General features: G+C 72.0%; 14 protein-coding genes and 3 tRNA genes. 12 read left to right on the top strand and 5 right to left on the bottom strand.

Features of this window, described 5'->3' with window-relative positions; all coding sequences use genetic code 11:
• Window positions 1-804: 804 nt before the first annotated feature.
• From POF43_RS33035 to POF43_RS33020, 4 genes are all read left to right on the top strand, one after another.
• The gene (locus POF43_RS33035) at window positions 805-1,062 is read left to right on the top strand and encodes a hypothetical protein (RefSeq protein ID WP_271323562.1); all 258 of its coding nucleotides are present in this window, start codon (window positions 805-807) and stop codon (window positions 1,060-1,062) included.
• A gap of 1,262 nt (window positions 1,063-2,324) precedes the next feature.
• Entirely contained in the window at window positions 2,325-3,074 is a 750-nt protein-coding gene (locus POF43_RS33030) for a DUF1906 domain-containing protein (RefSeq protein WP_271325789.1), read from the top strand.
• Between the two features lie 334 nt (window positions 3,075-3,408).
• Complete coding sequence (locus tag POF43_RS33025; protein WP_372516186.1) at window positions 3,409-4,047, top strand: SigE family RNA polymerase sigma factor; 639 nt, start codon at window positions 3,409-3,411, stop codon at window positions 4,045-4,047.
• A 416-nt stretch (window positions 4,048-4,463) separates the two neighbouring features.
• Window positions 4,464-6,107, top strand: coding sequence for a long-chain fatty acid--CoA ligase (locus POF43_RS33020; protein ID WP_271324688.1), 1,644 nt, complete (start codon window positions 4,464-4,466; stop codon window positions 6,105-6,107).
• Window positions 6,108-6,477: 370 nt separating this feature from the next.
• Here POF43_RS33020 and POF43_RS33015 read toward each other — a convergent pair whose 3' ends face one another.
• Window positions 6,478-10,341 (bottom strand): PAS domain-containing protein, encoded by a 3,864-nt coding sequence (locus POF43_RS33015; protein ID WP_271324687.1) that lies wholly within the window; start codon window positions 10,339-10,341, stop codon window positions 6,478-6,480.
• Window positions 10,342-10,596: 255 nt separating this feature from the next.
• Window positions 10,597-11,241 (bottom strand): SSI family serine proteinase inhibitor, encoded by a 645-nt coding sequence (locus POF43_RS33010; protein WP_282704922.1) that lies wholly within the window; start codon window positions 11,239-11,241, stop codon window positions 10,597-10,599.
• 257 nt (window positions 11,242-11,498) lie between these two features.
• On the opposite strand from POF43_RS33010, the gene POF43_RS33005 reads away from it, so the two are divergent.
• The 5 genes from POF43_RS33005 to POF43_RS32985 all read left to right on the top strand — a co-directional run bounded on the left by POF43_RS33005 (window position 11,499) and on the right by POF43_RS32985 (window position 14,679).
• Window positions 11,499-11,588 (top strand) — tRNA-Ser (locus POF43_RS33005).
• 349 nt (window positions 11,589-11,937) lie between these two features.
• Window positions 11,938-12,010: transfer RNA gene (locus tag POF43_RS33000), tRNA-Arg, on the top strand.
• 418 nt (window positions 12,011-12,428) lie between these two features.
• Window positions 12,429-13,235, top strand: coding sequence for a nucleotidyltransferase domain-containing protein (locus POF43_RS32995; protein WP_271325356.1), 807 nt, complete (start codon window positions 12,429-12,431; stop codon window positions 13,233-13,235).
• A gap of 581 nt (window positions 13,236-13,816) precedes the next feature.
• On the top strand, window positions 13,817-14,281 hold the full coding sequence (locus POF43_RS32990) for an SRPBCC domain-containing protein (RefSeq protein ID WP_271325355.1): 465 nt from the start codon (window positions 13,817-13,819) through the stop codon (window positions 14,279-14,281).
• Window positions 14,278-14,679 carry an ArsR/SmtB family transcription factor gene (locus POF43_RS32985; protein WP_271325354.1) on the top strand — a complete coding sequence of 134 codons (402 nt, stop codon included), beginning with the start codon at window positions 14,278-14,280 and terminating at the stop codon, window positions 14,677-14,679. Before POF43_RS32990 ends, POF43_RS32985 begins: the two co-directional genes overlap by 4 nt.
• 182 nt (window positions 14,680-14,861) lie before the next feature.
• Here POF43_RS32985 and POF43_RS32980 read toward each other — a convergent pair whose 3' ends face one another.
• Complete coding sequence (locus POF43_RS32980; protein ID WP_271315150.1) at window positions 14,862-15,062, bottom strand: hypothetical protein; 201 nt, start codon at window positions 15,060-15,062, stop codon at window positions 14,862-14,864.
• 231 nt (window positions 15,063-15,293) lie between these two features.
• Here POF43_RS32980 and POF43_RS32975 point away from each other — a divergent pair.
• Window positions 15,294-15,367 (top strand) — tRNA-Met (locus POF43_RS32975).
• A 98-nt stretch (window positions 15,368-15,465) separates the two neighbouring features.
• On the opposite strand, the gene POF43_RS32970 is transcribed toward POF43_RS32975, so the two are convergent.
• Window positions 15,466-16,323, bottom strand: coding sequence for an LLM class F420-dependent oxidoreductase (locus tag POF43_RS32970; RefSeq protein WP_271325641.1), 858 nt, complete (start codon window positions 16,321-16,323; stop codon window positions 15,466-15,468).
• Window positions 16,324-16,608: 285 nt separating this feature from the next.
• Between POF43_RS32970 and POF43_RS32965 the strand changes: the two genes are divergently transcribed.
• Together POF43_RS32965 and POF43_RS32960 are read left to right on the top strand one after the other, a co-directional pair.
• On the top strand, window positions 16,609-17,298 hold the full coding sequence (locus tag POF43_RS32965) for a response regulator transcription factor (RefSeq protein WP_271315148.1): 690 nt from the start codon (window positions 16,609-16,611) through the stop codon (window positions 17,296-17,298).
• Between the two features lie 731 nt (window positions 17,299-18,029).
• Entirely contained in the window at window positions 18,030-18,680 is a 651-nt protein-coding gene (locus tag POF43_RS32960) for a TetR/AcrR family transcriptional regulator (RefSeq protein WP_271318428.1), read from the top strand.
• A gap of 364 nt (window positions 18,681-19,044) precedes the next feature.
• Here POF43_RS32960 and POF43_RS32955 read toward each other — a convergent pair whose 3' ends face one another.
• Window positions 19,045-19,515: a PPOX class F420-dependent oxidoreductase gene (locus tag POF43_RS32955; RefSeq protein WP_271318429.1), complete on the bottom strand. Its 471-nt coding sequence runs from the start codon at window positions 19,513-19,515 to the stop codon at window positions 19,045-19,047.
• Window positions 19,516-19,776: the final 261 nt, after the last annotated feature.

Raw genomic sequence — 19,776 nt, 5'->3', positions numbered from 1 at the left:
GTTCACCGACTGGTCGGTGAACCACGCCCACCTGTTTGCTGTCTCACCCCGTACCGCGTGGATCCCGCCGTTGGCCAACCTGTGTGGCCGGCCTCGATCTACAGGGACACGCACGCGTGCCGCAGTGAGTGGGGCACCTCGGCCAACGGGCTCTCCGCGTCCTCGGCAGAGCGGCTCCGGCCGCCCCGGGCGGCGTTGAACAGGCGGCCGTCCACGACGGTGCCCTGCTCGGCGGAGGATCACCCCCAGGACGGGCGGGATCGGCGCCGGCCGCATGGTCGTGCGGGCCCGACCCTTGAGCCCGCGGATCTCGTACGACTTCTCGTCGTCGGTCCGACGTTCCGGCACGGGGCCGACGCCGGCACCGCACGGGGAGTTCACGTCCCACCAACGTCAGCACCTCGGCGGATCATCGGACCGGCGGATTACCGGATCGCCGGATCGGTGACTGGCGGCAAGATCCCCGGTCGTCATGATGCCCTCCGCAGAACGGGGGCGGTCGCGGGCGACTTGGGCTGATTTGTTGACCCGGAAGCGGGCTTTGCGAGGGCCTGGGTGTGACGTTCCTTCCCTTGGAGGACAAGGGATCTGATGGACTTTGGGTGGACTGGGGATTGTTCGTTGTGCATCGGTGGGTTTATTGACAGATCATCACGCTTGCGAGGTAAATAGGCGGTCCGGAGTGGTTTTCGGGTGGGCTGATGGGCAGTCTGGGTTCCGCGGCGCCGCAGAGACGGCGGGGTGGTCGGCCAACTGCCTCGCCCAGCCATACGACTACGACTTCCGTGTCCTGGGAGGATTGCCATGATCAGTACCCGTGCCACCCGAGTTCTTGCCACCCTCGCCACTCTGCCGCTGGCGGCCGTTCTGTTCGCCGGAGCCGCGTCCGCCGACAACGGTTCGTTCGCCGATCATCAGTCGACCTCGAGCGTCAATAGCACGCAGCAGGCCGCTACCGGTGCCGGGGCCTCGAACCAGAGCAACACCGCGAGTGTGAACGGGTCCGGGCTCACCCACATTGACCAGAGCAGCGTCAAGGTGGACTTCGCCAGGCTCTGGTAGTCCGCCGCCGCGCGGATGTGTGTGGGGCCGGATTGTCCCCGGTGGATCGGGCCCGCACGTGACAGGCCCCTGGTGATGCGGCCGTGCGGCGGTGTGATCGGTGCCGTCGCAGGGCTTCACCCGTTCGGTGCTGCCGCGGAGTGAGCGGCGGGCCGTTCGGGTTCTTGGCCGGACGGGAGCGGGCGTGGGGGCTCGCTCCCGTCCACAGGCTGTGGATGAACGTTTCGGCGGGCCGGGACATCGCGAGAGGGGCAATGACCCGCCGGTCCCGTTGGCGGCCGACCCAGGGTGCCGCCTCCGGCCTGCACCGTCGCCGACCAGCAGTCATCGGGCAGTCGGAACGTACGACGATATGACCGGCCCGTAACGCGGGAGTCGAGCGCGGAAACCCGGCAGAAGGCTGAACCCTGGCGAGTTGTCGGGCGTGGCAACGCGGTGTAGTGCGTTGTCACGTTTTGACTCAGAACATGCGTGATACCAACCGGATGATCAGATTTGCGTTGGCCGTGACCGCCGCTGTCGTCGGCCTGGTCGCGGGCGTCAGCCCGGTGGCCGAGGCGGTTCCCCGGGCCGCGCCGATCGCGCTGGCCGTTGTGCCGTCCTCGGTCAGGACCGTGGCGGCCCCTTCGCGTACCGCCGGCGCGACTCTTCCCGCCGACGGAACCGCGGCGACCGCCCGTGCCGCCCACCGCCGCGCCCCCCACGGCCGCCCTCTGCGCTCCCGCCCCGTGAGAGGCCCCGCGAGAGGTTCCGAGGGCGGCCCCGGAGCCACGCACCCTAGTGTCAACGCCGCCGCAGGCGCGGCTTTCCGCCCGGCTGGTCCTACCGTCAACGTGGCAGCCGGCAGTCCTGCTTTCGGTAACGGCGATCCTTCGGACGATCCGACTTTCGACGACCCCGACTACGCCGATGAACCGATGAACGGACTCCCCGCTCCCACGGCCCCCGGCATGATGTCCGGCAACGTCGGCACCCCGCCCGTCGGTCCTCCCGCCGAAGTTCCCTCCGATGGCGGAACCCCCACCGAGCCAACAGCCGGCGGCCCCACCGTCGGAGGCATCCCCCCCGACGGACGCATCCCCCCCGGTGAAGGAATTCCCCCCGGCGGAGGCATCCCCACCGACGGAAGCACTCGCGCGGGCGCCCCCGGCGACGAGAGCACCCCGGCCGACGGAAGCATCCCCGGCGACGGAAGCACCCCCGTGGGCGAAGGCTTCCCGACCGACCGTGCCGCCGGCGGATCGCGGGTGCCGGGGAGCGTGATGTCGACGACGTTGGATCCGGAGCTGTTGGGGGCGCACGTTTTCCGGGGGATGGGGTTCGAGGCGTGTACGGCGCCGAGTCTGGCGACGATGGATGCCTGGCGGGACTCGCCGTACCGGGCGGTGGGCATCTACATCGGCGGGCGGGCGCGCAGTTGTGCCCAGCCGCGGCTCACTCGTTCGTGGGTACGCGAGGTGACGGACATGGGGTGGGACCTGCTGCCGATCTGGGTCGGTTCGCAGTCGCCCTGCGCGTCCGGCGCGCACCAGCGCAAGTTCCCGATCAGCGCGGCGCACGCCGATTCCCAGGGCGCGACGGAGGCCCAGCAGGCGGTGCGGGCCGCGTCGGCGCTCGGCATCCTGCGCAACAGCCCGGTGTACCTGGACATGGAGTCGTACGACACGCGCACGGCGCGGTGTGCCGACCCGGTGCTGGACTTCACCCAGTCGTGGAGTCGCACGATGCGGGCGCGCGGGTACTTCCCCGGTTTCTACAGCAGCTCCGAGGCCGGGATCAGGCAGATCGAGACGGCGCGCGAGGACGGGTACCTGGACCTGCCGGACGTACTGTGGTTCGCCCGGTGGAACGAGTCGTCGTCCCTGTTCGACGAACCGGCCCTGCCGGAGGACGTGTGGGAGCCGCACCGGCGCATCCACCAGTACGTCGGTGACACGCAGGAGAGCTACGACGGGTACTCGCTCTCCATCGACCGCGACGAAGTCGATGCTCCCGTGGCTATCGTCGGATGAACGGCAATCGGTGCCCGGTACGGTCCCCCCAGCCGGTGACCGGACCGGGCACCGACCCCCTACGGGTTCGCCGCGGGCCTCGCCGACAGCACCAGCGCGCCGCCGACGGCATCAGCACCGGCTCACAGCGGCCCTGCCGCCGGCCTCGTCGGCCTCATCCGGTGCGGACCCCGGCCCCGGCCGCCACCGAAACCGAACGCAACCCCGGGTCGGACCCTGAGACGGCTCCGACCTCGGGAGGTGGGGACACGCCGGGTCCTACGACTTGAGGGTGATTTCGCTTCGCGACCTGCGGGCGATTCCCCGGCGGGGTCGCGCTCCTAGCGTGGAGTGCATGACCACGCCTGTGTGCGGCAGCGCCCAGCAGCAGTTCACCGCCTACGTTCGGAGACGTCGGCCGGTGCTGATGCGGACCGCGCGTTCGCTGACCGCCAACCCCTGCGACGCCGAGGACCTGCTGCAGACCGCGCTGACCAAGACCTACCTGGCGTGGGACCGAATAGCGGACCGGGACGCGGTGGACGGCTACGTTCGCCGGACCCTGGTGAACACCCGGACCTCGCAGTGGCGCAAGCGGCGCGTCGACGAGTTCGCGTGCGAGGACCTGCCGGAGACGGACGCGGCCGGCGCACCGGACCCCGCGGAGCAGCAGGCCGAGCGCGACGCGCTGTGGGACGCGGTGGCCCGGCTGCCGGCCCGGCAGCGGGCGATGGTGGTGCTGCGGTACTACGAGGACCTGACCGAGGTGCAGACGGCCGAGGTGCTCGGCGTGTCCGTCGGCACCGTCAAGAGCGCGGTTTCCCGCGCCCTGGTCAAGCTCCGCACGGACCCCGGCCTCGCCGACGCGGACGTTCCCCCGGAGGCGGCCACTGCCACGTCGGCTACCGTCACGCCGGCCACTCCCACGCCGGCTACCGTCACGCCGACGGCCGCCACGCCCATGGCCGGCGCGGCGGAAGTCGGCACGGTGTAAGCCACGGTCCGCCAAAGCCACCGGTCTCGTCAGCCCCGTCACCCTCGTCAGCCCCACCAGCCAGCCCCGCCAACCGACCCCACCGGCCATGCCAACCGACCCCACCGGCCATGCCAATCGGCCCCACCGGCCATGGCAATCGGCCCCACCGGCCTCATGAGCCCCCCGCCACCCCACGAGCGCACCCCACCAGCCCCATTGACCTCGTCAGCCCCCACCACGCCCCCGAGCACCCCCTCGCGGGTAGTGACACATCACCCGGTGCGCCGTGAGAATCGGCAGGACTTACTCTCCGTAGGGACGCGTGGGACTCGCGGGAAACGGGCGGTGGACCGGCCGTGACGCTGTCCCGCGCGCATCGGCGCGAGAGGGCCGCGTAATCGCGTAATGGCGCGCAATTTGGGAGGCACCCGGTGCTGCGGAACACGATGCAGGACGTACCACTCCTGCTGTCACGGATACTGGCGCACGGTTCGACCGTCCACGGCCGTTCCCAGGTCTCCACCTGGACCGGTGGCGGTGAACCGCGGCGGCGCAGCTTCGCCGAGATCGGCCGCCGGGCCGCGCAGCTCGCCCACGCGCTGGGTGAACTGGGGGTCCGCGAGGGCGAGCCGACCGCCACCTTGATGTGGAACACCGTGGAGCACGTGGAGGCGTACTTCGCCATCCCGAGTTCGGGCGCGGTACTGCACACGCTGAACCTGCGGCTGCCCGTCGGCCAGCTGGAGTTCATCGTCAACCACGCGGCGGACCGGGTGATCCTGGTCAACGGTTCGCTGCTGCCGTTGCTCGCGCCGCTGCTGCCGCGGCTGGAGAGCGTCGAGCACCTGGTGGTCGTCGGCGAGGGCGACACGTCGGTGCTGGACGGCTGCCGGTCGCAGGTGCACGAGTACGAGACGCTGATCGCGGACCGCCCGACCACGTACGACTGGCCGCAGCTGGACGAACGGCACCCGGCGGCGATGTGTTACACCTCCGGTACGACCGGCGACCCCAAGGGCGTGGTGTACAGCCATCGTTCGGTGTACCTGCACTCGATGCAGGTCAACATGGCGGAGAGCTTCGCGCTGACCGATCACGACGTGTCGATGCCGATCGTGCCGATGTTCCACGTGAACGCCTGGGGACTGCCGCACGCCGCGTTCATGACCGGGATCGGGATGCTGCTGACCGACCGGTTCCTCCAGCCGGCCGCCATTGCGGAGATGGTCGAGCGGGAACGGCCCACGCACGCCGCCGCCGTGCCGACCATCTGGCAGGGGCTGCTGGCCGAGCTGGCCGCGAACAAGCGGGACATCAGCAGCCTGCGGACCGTGGTCATCGGCGGTTCGGCCTGCCCGCCGTCCCTGATGCGGGCGTTCCAGGAGCAGCACGGCGTCGCCCTGGTGCAGGCCTGGGGGATGACGGAGATGTCGCCGCTGGGCACCATCGCGCTGCCGCCCGGCGGGCTGACCGAGGACGAGGAGTGGACGTACCGCGTCACGCAGGGGCGTTTTCCGGCGTCCGTCGAGGCGAGGCTGGTCGGACCGTCGGGCGAGGTGATGCCGTGGGACGGTGAGAGCGCCGGTGAACTGGAGGTGCGCGGCCCGTGGATCGCCGCCGCGTACTTCGGCGGGGCCGGTGAGGAGCCGATGCGGCCGGAGGACAAGTTCCACGACGGCTGGCTGCGGACCGGCGACGTCGGCACGATCTCGCCGGACGGCTACCTGACGCTGACCGACCGCTCCAAGGACGTCATCAAGTCCGGTGGCGAGTGGATCTCCTCGATGGAACTGGAGAACCACCTGATGGCCCACCCTGAGGTCGCCGAGGCCGCGGTCGTCGCCGTCCCCGACGAGCGCTGGGGCGAACGCCCGCTCGCCACCGTCGTTCTCAAGCCCGACGCCACCGCCGACTACGCGGCCCTGCGCGCCTTCCTCGCCGACCGCGTCCCGCGCTGGCAGATCCCCGAGCGCTGGGCCGTCATCGAGTCCGTCCCGAAGACGTCAGTAGGAAAGTTCGACAAGAAGGTCATCCGACGCCAGTACGCCGACGGCGACTTGGACGTCACGCAACTGTGAGGACGGGGTGCCGCGCCGACGGGGGCGCGGCACCAAGGGGGCGGCGGCGCGGGTGAGGGCCGGCGGTGCGATGGGGGTGGCGGCGCGGTGGGGGCGGACGCGCGGGTGGGGTGCGGCGGGCGCGATGGGGGTCGGCGGCGCGGTGCGGCGGTCCGATGATCGGATCATCCGCCGCACGGACGATCTCGGATCTACGGATCCACCGGCCTTCAGATCTGACGCTCTACGGATCTACGGAGCTACGGGCCTTCGGACTCGCGGACCTGATGCTTGGTGGGACTACAGCCGCGCGGGTCCACAGACATGCGGGTCTACAGACATACAGATCTACGGACCGCCGCACCCCCTGCCGCGGGGCGCGCCGCCGCGGTTACCCGTCCGTGCCGATCTTGCTGAGCATGTCGACGATGCGGCCCTGCACCTCGGTGCTGGTGGACCGTTCCGCCAGGAACAGCACCGTCTCGCCGGAGCTGAGCCGGGGCAGTTCGGCCGCGTCGATGTCCACCGAGGTGTAGACGACCAGCGGCGTGCGGCTGAGCACGCCGTTGGCACGCAGCCAGTCCACGATGCCCAACTGGCGCCGCCGGATGAGCATGAGGTCCATGACGACGAGGTTGGGCCGGGTCTGCGCGGCCAGCGCGGCCGCGTCCTCCTCGGAGGCGGCGTGCACCACCTGCATGCCGCGGCGTTCCAGCGTCGCGGTGAAGGCCGCGGCGATGTCCTGGTGGCTCTCCACCAGCAGCACCCTGGGCGGATGCTGGTCGCTGTCGCGCGGCGCGAGCGCCTTGAGCAGCACGGCCGGATCGGCGCCGTAGGCCGCCTCCCGGGTCGCCTGGCCGAGCCCCGCGGTGACCAGCACCGGCACCTGGGCCGCCACCGCCGCCGCCCGCAGGGACTGCAACGCGGTCCGGGTGATCGGGCCGGTCAGCGGGTCGACGAACAGCGCCGCCGGGAACTCCGCGACCTGCGCGTCCACCTCCTCGCGGGACCGCACGGTCACCGGGCGGTATCCGCGGTCGGCCAGCGCCTGCCGCGTGGAGACGTCGGGCTCCGGCCAGACCAGCAGCCGCCGCGGCCCGGCGGGCTCCCGCCCGGGCGCCTCACCCATCACCTCGACGGCCCCGCCGGGACCGTCCAGCATCTCCGGCCCCTCCGCGCCCTCCGCGGGCGCGCCGATGGCGAACGCCTGCCCGTGCCCCTGCGTGTCGCTGGGGTGGAACGCCGGGTTGGCCGCCGCCTGCTGTCCGCGCGCCGGTGCGCCGGCGCGCGATGCGTCGGGCCCCGCCTGCGGATGCTGTCCCGGGCCGGCCGCGCCGGGGTACGGCGGCTGGCCGGTCCGGTCGGCCGCCTCGGGCTGCGGACGCCCGTCCGGCAGCGGCGCGCCGAGCCTGCGCCGCCGCCCGGACCCGTTGACCGCGCCATTGACCGCGCCGTTGGCGCCGTTGACCGCGCCGGCGTGCGCCTGCTGGCCACCGGGCGCCTCGGGACCGCCGAACGACTCCCCGGGACCGCCGTACGGCTGAGGGGCACCGGCCGTCTGCTGACCGGCCGCCGTCTGCTGACCGCCATGCGTCTGCTGACCGCCGTGCGTCCGGGAATCCGCGTGAGCCCCGTGAGAGGGGGGACCCGCGTGGGCCGCCCCGTGCGTCTGAGGGTCCGCGTGGGCCCCGTGCGTCGGCCGCTCGGCCGGACCGGCGTGCGAGGCGTGCGCCGGCGCGTCCGGGGGCTGCGGCGCGCCGTTGGGCGGCTGCCCGCCGAACGGCCGCCCCTGGCCGAGGGCGATGACACCGACCGGCCGCATGTCCTGCTCCGGGAGGTCCTGCAACTCCGGCAGGTCCGGATCGTCGGCGTGCGGGGCGTGCGGGGGGCGTACGCCGTGCGCCGCCTGCCCCCCGGCCTCCAGCGCCGGCATCGCGCCGGGCGGCCGCGAATCGGTCGGCAGCCGCTTGGCGCGGCGCCCGGTCGGCTCCGGGAAGCCGCCCTGCGTGCCGTCCTGCGCGTTCTGCGGACGCTGAGGATGCTGCGGGCCCGGGGGAACCTGAGGACCCTGCGGGCTCGGCCCGGGCGGCAGCGCGCGCGGCAACGGCCGTCCCGCCGGGGGCTGCTGCCTGACCGGATACGCGCCGGAGTGCGCCCCCGCCTGCGGATCCGGCCAGCCCTGCGGACCGTCCCCGGCCGCCTGCGCGGGCAACGCGGCCCGTACCGGCTCCGGCGACGAACCACCCGGCGGCAACGCGTGCACCTGCCGCGTCCCCACGCCCTGCTGCTGACCGTCCGACAGCGCGCGACGCGCCCGCCGGCTGCCCGGCGGAACCTGTGCGTCGGCCTGCGGAGTCGCACCGCCGCCCGGACCGCCGTTCCCGCCCTGGGTCGAATCGGCGCCACCCTGGTGCGGTGCGCCCTGCTCCGGCGCGACCGGCTCGGGCTGTGCGCCGTTCACGCCCCCGCCGTCCCGGAGCGCGCGCCGGCGCCCGGTCGGCTGCTCGCCGCCCGACGCGCCCGTGCCCGGCGGCAGCGCGATCGGGCCGCTGCCGGGACCGCCGTTGCTGTCGTCCATCGGCCGCCGGGGCTGCGGCGGCCGACCCGCCACGCCACCCGGTCCGCCGGCACCACGCCCACCGGGACCGGTCGCGCCCCGGGCACCCGGCGCACCGGACGTGGTCCCCCGCACCGGGTCCGACGGCATCGGCATCACCGTCATGCCCGACTCGTCGGCCGTGCCGGTGCCGGTGCCGGTGCCGGTGCCCTTGCCGGCCGCCGGATCGGGGTCGTCGTCCAGGTCGCCGACGTCGCCGATCGGCACCTCCAGCACGTACGCGCTGCCGCCCTGACCGCCCGGCACCTCGTGCGTCTGCAACACGCCGCCGTGCCGCTCGACGATGCCGCGGACGATCGGCAGGTGGACCGGGCTGCCGCCGCTGTGCGGGCCGCGCACGTCGATCCGCACCACGTCACCGCGCTGCGCCGCTGCCACCACGATGGTCGAGTCACCGGTGGACACCGCGGTCCGCCCGGCCGAGTCGACCCCCGCCACGTCCACGATCAGGTGCGCGATGGCCTGCGCCAACCGCACCCCGTCCACCACGGCCTTGATCGGCGGCGCGTGCACCGCGTACTGCGCCCGGCCCGGCCCGATCAGCTCGATCGCGCCCTCGACGCCGGCCGACACCACGTCGTCCAGCCCGACCTTCTCGCGCTCCAGCCGCTCCGCGCCCGTGTCCAGCCGTTGATAATCCAATACGTTGTCGATCAGCGACGTCATCCGCGTGTACCCGGCCACCAGGTGGTGCAGGGTCTGGTTCGCCTCCGGCCACAGATGCCCGGCCGGGTCGTCCGCCAGCTCACGCAGCTCCGAGCGCAACTCCCGCAACGGCCCCCGCAACGAGGCGTCCAGCACCGCCCGCAACTGCGCGTGCCGCGCCGCCATCGCGTTCTGCCGCGACCGGTCGGTGAACGTCATCACCGCGCCGACCAGCGCCTCACCCTCGCGCACCGGCGCGGTGGTCAGGTCCACCGGCACCCCGCGCCCGTCCTTCGTCCACAGCACCTGCCCGCGCACCCGGTGCTTGCGCCCCGACCGCAACGTGTCGGCCAGCGGCGTCTCCTCGTACGGCAACGGGCTGCCGTCCGGCCGCGAATGGTGGATCAGCGGATGCAACGCCTGCCCGCCCAGGTCGCTGGCCCGGAACCCGAGGATCTGCGCGGCCGCCGGATTGACCAGCACCACCTTGCCGTCGGTGTCCACGCCGACCACGCCCTCGCTCGCGGCGCGCAGGATCATCTCGGTCTGCCGCTGCTGCCGGGCGAGTTCGGTCTCGGTGTCCAGCGTCCCGGTCAGGTCGCGGACCACCAGCATCAACAGCTCGTCACCGGTGTACGGCACGTACCCGTCGACGTACGGCGTCCGGGCGTCCTCCAGGTTCGCGCTGGTCACCTCGACCGGGAACTCCGTGCCGTCGGTCCGCCGCGCGATCATCCGGGTCGGCCGGGTCCGCGGCCCCTCCGCCGGGTCCGGACGCCGCATGGACCCCGGGATGCGCTTGGAGTCGAACGCCGGCAACAGGTCGAGCAGGCCCCGCCCCACCAGCGCCGTGCCCGGCGCCTCGAAGGTCTCCAGGGCGATCGAGTTCGCGTTGACGATCGTGCCGTTGGCGTTCACCAGCAACAGCGCGTCCGGGAGCGCGTCGAGTATTGCCGCGAGGCGAGCAGCGCCTCGGGATGGCCTGCTGCTCACGTGACGCGTCCTCCCTGAAACCGCATGTGCGCACTTGCTCGAGCCGCTTGAGACCCTCTACCCCGTGCGGGTCGCTCGCCGTTCAAGCGGCAACCACTGGCGGCCCATCTTGCCGTCCCACCTGTGGCGTGTCACTAGAGGAGTGTACGGGCCCGGCTCCGGGGGACAGTGGCGGTTGGCGGAGCGGTACGGGTGGGTTTCGTGACGACCGCCAGGTCAGGAGCCCGGAAGGCCCTGGCCGCACGGTTGAAGCGGTCATGGCGAACCCCCGTTCGACACCCCCGATACCCCCGGCAGCACCGGTGCCATCCGCTGCCACCGCGCTGTCTGGCACCCGTTGCTCCGGCTGTAGGTCTGGTCGACCCGCCGGCCGTGCCACGTCCCGGTGATCCGCGCGGTCTGCGGACCGCCGTAGACCATCGAGCACATCTCCCGCTTCGGCGTCGGCCCCACGGGACCGCCCAGCGCGTCCAGCCGCCGGCACGCCGCCGCCGCTCCGCGCATGGACCCCCCGTCCGGGTGACACCGCAACGACCGGCTGCTGATCACCCGGTGCCCGTCGTCCAACCGCACGGTCAGCAGGTCCGGGTGCGGCGCCGGCAGGGTTCGGACGGGGGCACGGGGTGAGTCGGCCGGCGTGCGGGCGGGGGTGCGGTGTGAACCGGTCGGCGTGCGGGTGGGGGTGCGGGAGTGGGGCGGGGAATGGCGGTGGACGGCGGACTGGGCCGGGCGGCCGGTCGAGGCCCGGTCAGCGGCCGCAAGCTCGCCGACGGGTCTTGGCGCGGTGTACGCGGGGCGTGGCGTGCGATGCGGGGCGGCCGCCGCAGGAGCGAGCCCGATCGCGGAGCTCGCCGTGCACAGGACGAGCCCGATGACGATGCTGCGGGCGATGCGGAACATGCTGGCCTCCGGGACTACGGCGTGCGGCGTGGGTGCGACGAGAACACGGGTGGGGTTCCCCAGGACAAGGTTGCTGGTTCTTTACCTCATTGGGGACGTTATCGGCGTAAATACACCCGATCGTGGGCATGTTCCGGAGTCCGTCCGGATTATCACTTTGCTCTCGGCGGTCGCTGCCTTGTACCGTGAACGCGGATTGGAAACAGCCCCTCAGGCTGTGCCATCATCTGCACACGCCCGGAACCTCAGGGCGCGCTGGAGGCTTCGCCTAGTCTGGTCTATGGCGCCGCACTGCTAATGCGGTTTGGGTTAACCGCCCATCCCGGGTTCAAATCCCGGAGCCTCCGCTCCATCGCCAGCCCCGTCCCCGCCGGACGGGGCTGCTGCGTTTCCGGGGGTACGGAGTGTCGCGTCGCCGCGCCCGGCATGCGGCCCGCTTCGCGTGCGATGCCGGTGCCGCCACCGTTCACTGCCAAGTGTCTGCCGGCGCCGGCGCCGCGGTTGTCGCTGCCCGGCCCTTGACCGCCGCGTCCACGCCCTTCGTGCGAGGCCGTCCGCTCCCACGCTCCGCCTGGCCGCGCCACGGGGTTTGCGCAGGTCAGCAGCCTTCCGGCCAATAGATTTCACCTCACGGCGCGGGTCATGTAATGTTGTCCACGCAACGCAGACCGGCAAGAAAAGCCGCCGGAAAGCCAAGCACTCGTAGCTCAACGGATAGAGCATCTGACTACGGATCAGAAGGTTGCAGGTTCGAATCCTGCCGAGTGCACAGCAGGTCGAAGCCCCCGCCGGGTCAACCGGACGGGGGCTTCGTCGTGTGGTGGGGCGGCGAAGTACCGCACGTCCACCGGGGGGCCGGAAGGCCGCGGCCTTCGGAACGGTTCGGAACGAGGCGTTCGTACACGTCGCTGGCGTAGAAGGCGCGTATACGCGTCGCAGGCGTCCCGCGGGCATGCGTACGCGTCGTCATTCGCCCGACGAGCCGGTGGTCGTGGAGATAGGCGTCAGGCACGCGTACGCGTCGCGGACCGCACTCTCGCCGGCCGGTGACCCGGGCCGAACCAACCGTGACTCGCGCGGCGTCGGGCGGTGGTGGTCCGGGCCGACGAAATCGCGCCGGGCGAAGCCGTTCCGCCGCGTCGGAAAACCGTTCGGCGATGCCCAGCGGGACCGGGCACAGTAGGCCCATGAACGCGCGAGGGCTCGATCACGACGGGACGATCGCACGTGAAGGCGCCCTGAACCGCGTGTCGGCGGTGTTTGCCCCTGTTGTCGACGCCGCCCGCATTCGGATCTCCGGGACGTTCGGCGACGCGCGACTGCACAGTGCCTACCTCTACGGAAGCATCCCGCGCGGTACCGCCGTCCCCGGAGTCTCCGACCTCGACCTCCAGCTTGCTCTCCACCATGAGCCCACCGATGCCGACCGCGCCGACGCCAAAGCCGTCGAGGCCGCGCTCGACCGCGCGTTCGCGCAGATTGACGGCGTCGGCATCCTGCTGACCAGCACGCGCGTTCTGCTCAGCGACCTCGAACGTCACGACGCCGGCTTCTTCCTCGCCTGCCTGTGCACTCCGCTGCTCGGCGCCGACCTCGCCGAGGGCCTGCCCCGCTACCGCCCCACGGCCCTGCTCGCCCGCGAAACGAATGGCGACCTCGCTCTCCTGCTTCCGCGTTGGCGTGCCCGCGCCACCGAAGCCGCCACGGACGCCGACCGGAGGGCCCTCTGCCGCGGTGTCGCCCGGCGCCTCGTCCGCACGGGATTCACCCTGATCATGCCTCGCTGGGGCGGCTGGACCAGCGACCTCAACGAGTCCGCCGAACTCTTCGGCCGCTACTACCCCGAGCGCGTGGAGCAGATGCGCACCGCCGCCGCCACCGGCCGCGCCCCCTCCACCGATCCGGCGGTCCTCAGCATGCTCATCGACGACCTGGGCCCCTGGCTCGCAGCCGAATACACCGCCGCGCACGGCGAGAAGGCACCGCGCTCCTGAGGCGGCGCCGACCCTGTCCAGCGCGTCGGGCGAATCGTCAACGTCCGTATGCACGGGGTGAGTTCGGCCAATGACGTGTCCAGCGTTTCCCGCAGCCCCGGGTTTCCTGGGTGCTTTGCGGGCCTGGGACGCTCGGGGGGCTACGTGCCCTCGCGTTCCCCGGGTGCGTCTGGCGGGCCCGCCGAACCTGGCGGGGTCTGAACCTGGGCGCTTGACCCCGGGCGGGGGCTGAACCCTGGCGGGGACCCTGTCGGGCGGGACATGGTCGGCGCGAGATCACCGCCGCCCCGGACTCACAGAGGCGGAGCCGGCCGAGCTCAAGCTGCCACGACACCGACCCGTTGCCGCTGCCCGACCCGCTGCCGCAGACGCAGACGCCGCCGCAGCGCGGACCGGACGCCGTCCATCTCGACCGGGGGCGGAGCCGACTCCTCCGATTCACTCGAACGAGGTGCTACCCAGGGGTTGCGCCTGAAGATGTCCAGGTGCAACCTGGAGGTAGCACCTGGAGCGATCGGGCCCACCGGCCCGGCGAGACAAAAGGGTCCACCGACCCGCTGAAAGAAATTGAGGAGCAGGCCATGAACGCTGTCCAGGATCGGATCGAACGTGAGATCACCATCAACGCCTCCGTGGAACGGGTCTGGTCGCTGATCAGCGTGCCGGGATGGTGGGCGGGGGACGGGGACGCCTCCGAGCAGAAGCGGCGCACGGAGGGGGAGTGGTCCGTCATCGAGGACCCGAAGTACGGAACGTTCCGGGTGCGTCCTGCGGGAAGCGAGCCCCACCGCTACGCGTCGTACCGCTGGGTCGTCGGAGAGAGCGTGGGGGTGGATGTGGAACCCAGCGAGGAGGACACGACACTGGTCGAGTTCTGGCTCAGCGAGCTGACCGGTGGAGCGACGCTGGTCCGGGTCCTGGAGAGCGGGTTCGCCTCGCTGACCGGTTCGGATGAGCACCGGAGGCTGTCCATAGACAGCCACACCGACGGATGGCGCCAGCAGTTGGACATCCTCAAGGCGCGCGCGGAGCATGTCGCGGTATGAACGCGGAGGAGCACACGCCCGGCATAGACGCGGTCCTGGCCGCCCTCGCGGACCCGACCAGACGTCGGCTGCTGGATGCCCTCGCCGAGCAGGGCCGGGCGAGCGCGACGACGCTGGCCGGCGGCCTGCCGGTCTCCCGGCAGGCCGTCGTCAAGCACCTCCGCGTGCTGGTGGACGCCGACCTGGTCGCCGGGGAGCGCGCGGGGCGTGAAGTCCTCTACCGCGTCCATCCGCAACCGCTCGACGCCTCGGCCCGCTGGATGGCCAACCTCGCCGCGGCCTGGGACCGCCGGCTGACCGCGCTGAAGCGGTCGGCGGAGGACCCGGCCGACTCCGTCGGCACCGGCACCGGCACCGTCGGCGCGGGCGAAGAGGCCGACGAGCCGGAAGACGACTGAGGGCCCGCGCCGGCGGAATCGGGCAGCCTGAGCGTTCGGAAGCGGATGGCCGGTCGGAAACAGATGGTCGGCAGGAAGCGGACGGCAAGGGCGAGGCTGGCGGGCGAGGGCGGACGAGGACGGGCATGGGGGGACGGGGGATCAGGTCGTAAAGGGGGGGTGAAGAGTGAAGGGGAAGCACGTCAGAGGGCTTCGTGGCGCTCGGCGCGATCGAGGACTTCCACGAAGCGCTGCCACTGGCGGGAGGACTCCTCACCGTCGGCGACGGTGAACTCGTCGGGGGACAAGAACGCCACCCGTTCGCGGGTCTCAGGGTCGAGTGCGTCCCAGGCCGCTCTGGCCTGCTGTGACCGCTCCGCACCTTTGGCACTGCCAGTTTCCATTGTTGAGTTGCCTGCCATCCGTTGAGCTGCACATCGGACAGGTCATGTCTCCTCCTGGGGGTGAATGATGTCAGGGCCGTCAGGTGTCCGGAAGGGCACTGTGCGTATGCGGTGCCCGGTTCACGTGCGCCGGAGCGGTGCGAACGGCTGTGCGTGCCTCCGTGCGCCGAGCTGTGCGTGGGTAAGTGGCGTTCAGGGGGTTCCTGGATGCAGTAGTGTGGTGTTTACCGACGCGGGGTGGAGCAGCTCGGTAGCTCGCTGGGCTCATAACCCAGAGGTCGCAGGTTCAAATCCTGTCCCCGCTACTTGTGAGATCGAGGGCCCGACGCGGAAACGCGTCGGGCCCTCGATGCGTTGGTGGACGGCTCCGCTGAAAGCGGTGCGGCGCCGGTGGGGTCGGCGACTACTGCGGCAGGAGTTCGGCGAGGCGGCGCCAGTCGGCGCGGGGCAGGCCGGCGGAATCGGGGCCGGGGACGACCTGAAGGGCCACGTGGTCGGCGCCGGCGTCGTGGAACTCTTCGACGCGGCGGCGGATGGTGTCGTCGTCGCCCCAGGCGAAGACCGTGTCGATGAGGCGGTCACTGCCGCCGTCGCGGAAGTCATCCTCGCTGAAACCGAGGCGGACGAAGTTGTTGGTGTAGTTGGGCATCTCCAGGTACCGCGAGAGGTAGGCGCGGGCGAGGGGGCGGGCGCGGTCGGCGGTGGTTTCGAGGACGACCTTCATCTCCGGGGCGAGCAGGGCGTCGGGGCCGAGGATGGCGCGGGCCTGGCGGGTGTGCTCGGGGTTGACGAGGTAGGGGTGGGCGCCGGCGGAACGGTCCCGGGCGAGGCGGAGCATCTTGGGGCCGAGGGCGGCGAGGACGCGTTCGGTGGCGGGCACCGGAGTGGGAGCGGCGTCCAGGGCGTCGAGGTAGTCCACCATCGAGGAGTACGGCCGGTGGTAGTCGCTGGCCAGGAGGGCGTGGCTGGCGCCGATGCCCAGGATGAAGCGGCCGGGGTGGGCGGCGCTCAGGGCGGTGTGGCGTGCGGCGACCCCGGCGGCGTCGTGCTGCCAGATGCTGAGGATTCCGGTGGCGACGACCAGCGACGACGTGGCCTCGATCAGGGGCGCCGCGTCGGACACGTCACGGCTGCCGCCGAGCCAGAGGGCACGGAAGCCGAGGGACTCCAACTCCTGCGCCGCTTCGACGCGTTCGCCCGGGGTGGAGGCGTCGCCGCCGCCAAGCTCGCTGTTCCAGATGCCGTACCGACCGAGTCGCATGGACCGCTCCTGTCCTGTCGTCCGGACCGCCACAAGGGCGGCGGGGGTGTGTTGGCGGCAACCGTGCCGGCGGGGGACGCATTCCGGACCGTGGGCCGTCCGGGTGGAAGCGAGCGGGACAGAGCGGCGGAAGGGCTGGTGGGACAACTTCTCAGACAACTCACAGATGGGAAAAAGAATGTGTTCACCGAGGGGTTGGAAGGTGAATTCATGCCTCCCATACCCACTCCCGTTCCGGGCGGCGGACGCACGGAACTGCTCCGCCCTGACGGATCCCCGCTCCGCGTGCTGGTCGTCGACGACGAGACGGCGCTGGTCGATCTGCTGGCGATGACGTTGCGCTACGAGGGCTGGGAGGTGCGAGCGGCGGCGAACGGTGTGAACGGCCTGCGGGCGGCGAAGGAGTTCCGCCCGGACGCGGTCGTGCTGAACATCAGGCTGCCCGACCTGGACGGCCTGGAGGTGCTGTCGGCCATGCGCAGGGAACTGCGTGACGTGCCGGTGCTGGTGCTGACGGCCAAGGACGCGGTGGAGGACCGGATAGCCGGGCTGACGGCGGGCGGGGACGACTACGTCAGCAAGCCGTTCGCCCTGGAGGAGGCCGTGGCACGGCTGCGCGGGCTGCTGCGCAGGTCGGGCATGGCCGCGGTGCGGACGGAGTCGATGCTGGTCGTCGGCGACCTCACACTGGACGAGGACAGCCACGAGGTCACTCGTCAGGGGAGGTCGATCCATCTGACGGCGACCGAGTTCGAACTGCTGCGGTACCTGATGCGCAACCCGCGCCGTGTGCTGTCCAAGGCGCAGATCCTGGACCGGGTGTGGAGCTACGACTTCGGCGGCCAGGCCAACGTCGTCGAGTTGTACATCAGCTACCTCCGCAAGAAGATCGACGCCGGCCGCCCGCCGATGATCCACACGCGCCGCGGAGCGGGGTACCTCATCAAACCCGCCGAGCCCGCCGAAGCCGCCTGACGCCGGCCACCGTCCGCAGGGCGCCCGCCCCACCGTCGACCGGCCGCTCCGCCAAGGCCACGGCCCCGTGCGTCAGCCACGGCCCCGGTCTGTCAGTCGGCGTCCCGTGCGTAAGCCACGTCCCCGTCCGCCAGTCCGCGTCCGTCAGTCCGCTTCCCGTCCGCCGACCACGCCCCCGCCCGACGACCGTCGCCCCGGCGGCTGCCCCGTCCGTCAACCCGCTGCCCCGGTGACCCTCCGCCTCGTTGACCGGCCGCCCCGGTGACCCTCCACCCCGGCGGCGTCGGGGCCCCTCCCCGGTGGGTGCTCACCGGCAACGGAATGCGGTGCGGCGGCAAAGAGGGTGGCGGGGAGGTGGCGGACCGGGGATGGGCGCATAGCATTCGCTGCACGCGTCCGCCGGGAGGCGTGAACAGACCGCTCCTTGAGGAGACTTCGCCATGCCGACGGGCCCTCGCGCGATCAGGCCGCAGGCCAGCGTCTGGTTCGGCGATCGGGCGCCCGGAGCGAGACGCAAGCGGGGCCCGGCGGACGTTTCCGTGCCCCCAGAGCCCTCGTCGGCCACGGACGACTCGGAAACGGTGAAGCGTCCGGGGCCGTCGGCTACCGATGCGGTGGAGGCGGGCGGATCAGGGGTGCCGGCGGAACCGTTGGTGCGCCGGGGCGAGCCGGAGCCCCGGGTTCGGCGGGCGGAGCCGTCGCCGGGGCCGACGCTGGATCTGGACCGGATCGTGCGGACGACCATCGGGATGCTGGACGAGCAGGGGCTGGCCCGGTTCTCGATGCGGCGGTTGGCCGCGGAGCTGGGGGTGACGCCGATGTCGGTCTACTGGTACGTCGACAATAAGGATGATCTGCTGGAAATCGCACTGGATGAGATCGGTGGCGAGGTGCCGGTGCCGAGCGACAGTCCGGACGCGGACTGGCGGCAGCAGGTGCGGCAGGTCGCGGCCGGTTACCGGGCGATGCTGGTGGCCCACCCGTGGGCGTCGCGGCTGATCGGCGAGTACATGAACGTCGGGCCGAAGGCGACCGCGTTCTCCACGGTCATGCGGTCGATCATGCGGCGGACCGGGCTGCCGGACGAGATGATTCCGGGCGCGTTGTCGACGGTGTACCAGTTCACGTACGGCTTCGGCACCGTCGAGGGGCGCTGGCAGGAGCGGTGCAGGGCCGCAGGCGTGCGTGAGGACGACCTGTTCGAGGAGATGTCGGAGACGGCCCGCGACCACCCCGGGTTCCACGGGCTGGCCGACCTGGTCGAACGCCGGGGGCGCGCGTCGTCGCTGGCGGAGGTGCGCGAGCGGGACTTCGCCTTCTCCCTCGACTGCCTCATCGCCGGCATCGAGGCGATGCGGGACCGCGCGCACCCCGGGGTTTGACGGCACCGGGGCCTGACGGCACCGGTGGCTGACACCACCGGTGGCTGATACCACCGGTACCGCAACGCCGCCCGGCGCCGGTGACCTCCGCGCCCGGTGAGTTCCGGCACCCGGTGACCTCCGATGCCTGGTGCGCCCGCACGCGGCGACCCCCAGAGCCACGCCTCCCCGGCCGTCGGACCGTCCGCCGGCCCCGCCACCGTAACGACCGACGGCCGTAACGCGCATGACCCCGTCAAGCCCGCGACGTGCAGTCACTCGCCCGACGCGCAATGCCCGCCCGACGCGCGATCACTCGCTCGACGCGCAATCAAGGCGCCCGCCGGCCACGATCCCGCCCGCGGAGCACCCTCTGGCGTGGCGACTATCCCTGCGGGGTGCGGTCGGCGGGGAAGCCGCCGGTGGCGATCGGGCCCCAGCGTTCCGGGGTGACGCGGAGCAGGGACTTGCCCTGGCGGAGCATCGCGGCGCGGTACTCGTCCCAGTCGGGGTGCTCGCCGGAGATGCTGCGGAAGTACTCGACCAGCGGCTCGACGGACTCCGGGGGGTCGATGACCTCGGCGGCGCCGTCGATCTGGACCCACGGGCCGTTCCAGTCGTCGGACAGGATGATGACCGAGACGGTGGAGTCGCGGCGGGCGTTGCGGGCCTTCGCGCGGTCCGGGTAGGTGGAGACCACGATGCGGCCGGCCTCGTCCACGCCGCACGAGACCGGCGAACCCTGCGGGCGGCCGTCGGCTCGCGTGGTCAGGACGATGGCGCGGTGGCGCGGCCGGACGAAGTCGAGCAGCGCGGCCAGGTCCACCGACGTGTTCGTTGCGATCTGAGGTGCCATACCCGCAGCCTAGGCCGCCGCCGCCCCCATCGCGGCCCCTCGGTCAACGCGACGCCGCCCACGTCACCCCGGGACCCTTGTTCCCGTCAACGCGACGCCGCCCACGTCACCGCGGAGGCTCCCGCCCCCGTCAACGTCGCACCCTTCACACTTTTCACACCAGCCGGACTCCGGCCGACCAGTCCCGTCGGACGAGTCCACCGCGACACCACTTCAGTCAGCCGTCCCGGACGGCCGGGTCACGTGATCCGGCCCACTCCG

The sequence above is a fragment of the Streptantibioticus silvisoli genome, assembly GCF_027947535.2.
Classification (GTDB): domain Bacteria; phylum Actinomycetota; class Actinomycetes; order Streptomycetales; family Streptomycetaceae; genus Streptantibioticus_C; species Streptantibioticus_C silvisoli.
Note: the sequence above shows the minus strand (reverse complement) of the source record. Positions and strands in the feature narration are given on the sequence as shown.

Coding starts and splice junctions, on each gene's coding strand:
- POF43_RS33035 (WP_271323562.1), top strand. CDS start 805: ATGATCAGTACCCGTGCCACCCGAGTTCTTGCCACCCTCGCCACTCTG.
- POF43_RS33030 (WP_271325789.1), top strand. CDS start 2,325: ATGTCGACGACGTTGGATCCGGAGCTGTTGGGGGCGCACGTTTTCCGG.
- POF43_RS33025 (WP_372516186.1), top strand. CDS start 3,409: ATGACCACGCCTGTGTGCGGCAGCGCCCAGCAGCAGTTCACCGCCTAC.
- POF43_RS33010 (WP_282704922.1), bottom strand. CDS start 11,241: ATGTTCCGCATCGCCCGCAGCATCGTCATCGGGCTCGTCCTGTGCACG.
- POF43_RS32995 (WP_271325356.1), top strand. CDS start 12,429: ATGAACGCGCGAGGGCTCGATCACGACGGGACGATCGCACGTGAAGGC.
- POF43_RS32990 (WP_271325355.1), top strand. CDS start 13,817: ATGAACGCTGTCCAGGATCGGATCGAACGTGAGATCACCATCAACGCC.
- POF43_RS32985 (WP_271325354.1), top strand. CDS start 14,278: ATGAACGCGGAGGAGCACACGCCCGGCATAGACGCGGTCCTGGCCGCC.
- POF43_RS32980 (WP_271315150.1), bottom strand. CDS start 15,062: ATGGAAACTGGCAGTGCCAAAGGTGCGGAGCGGTCACAGCAGGCCAGA.
- POF43_RS32970 (WP_271325641.1), bottom strand. CDS start 16,323: ATGCGACTCGGTCGGTACGGCATCTGGAACAGCGAGCTTGGCGGCGGC.
- POF43_RS32955 (WP_271318429.1), bottom strand. CDS start 19,515: ATGGCACCTCAGATCGCAACGAACACGTCGGTGGACCTGGCCGCGCTG.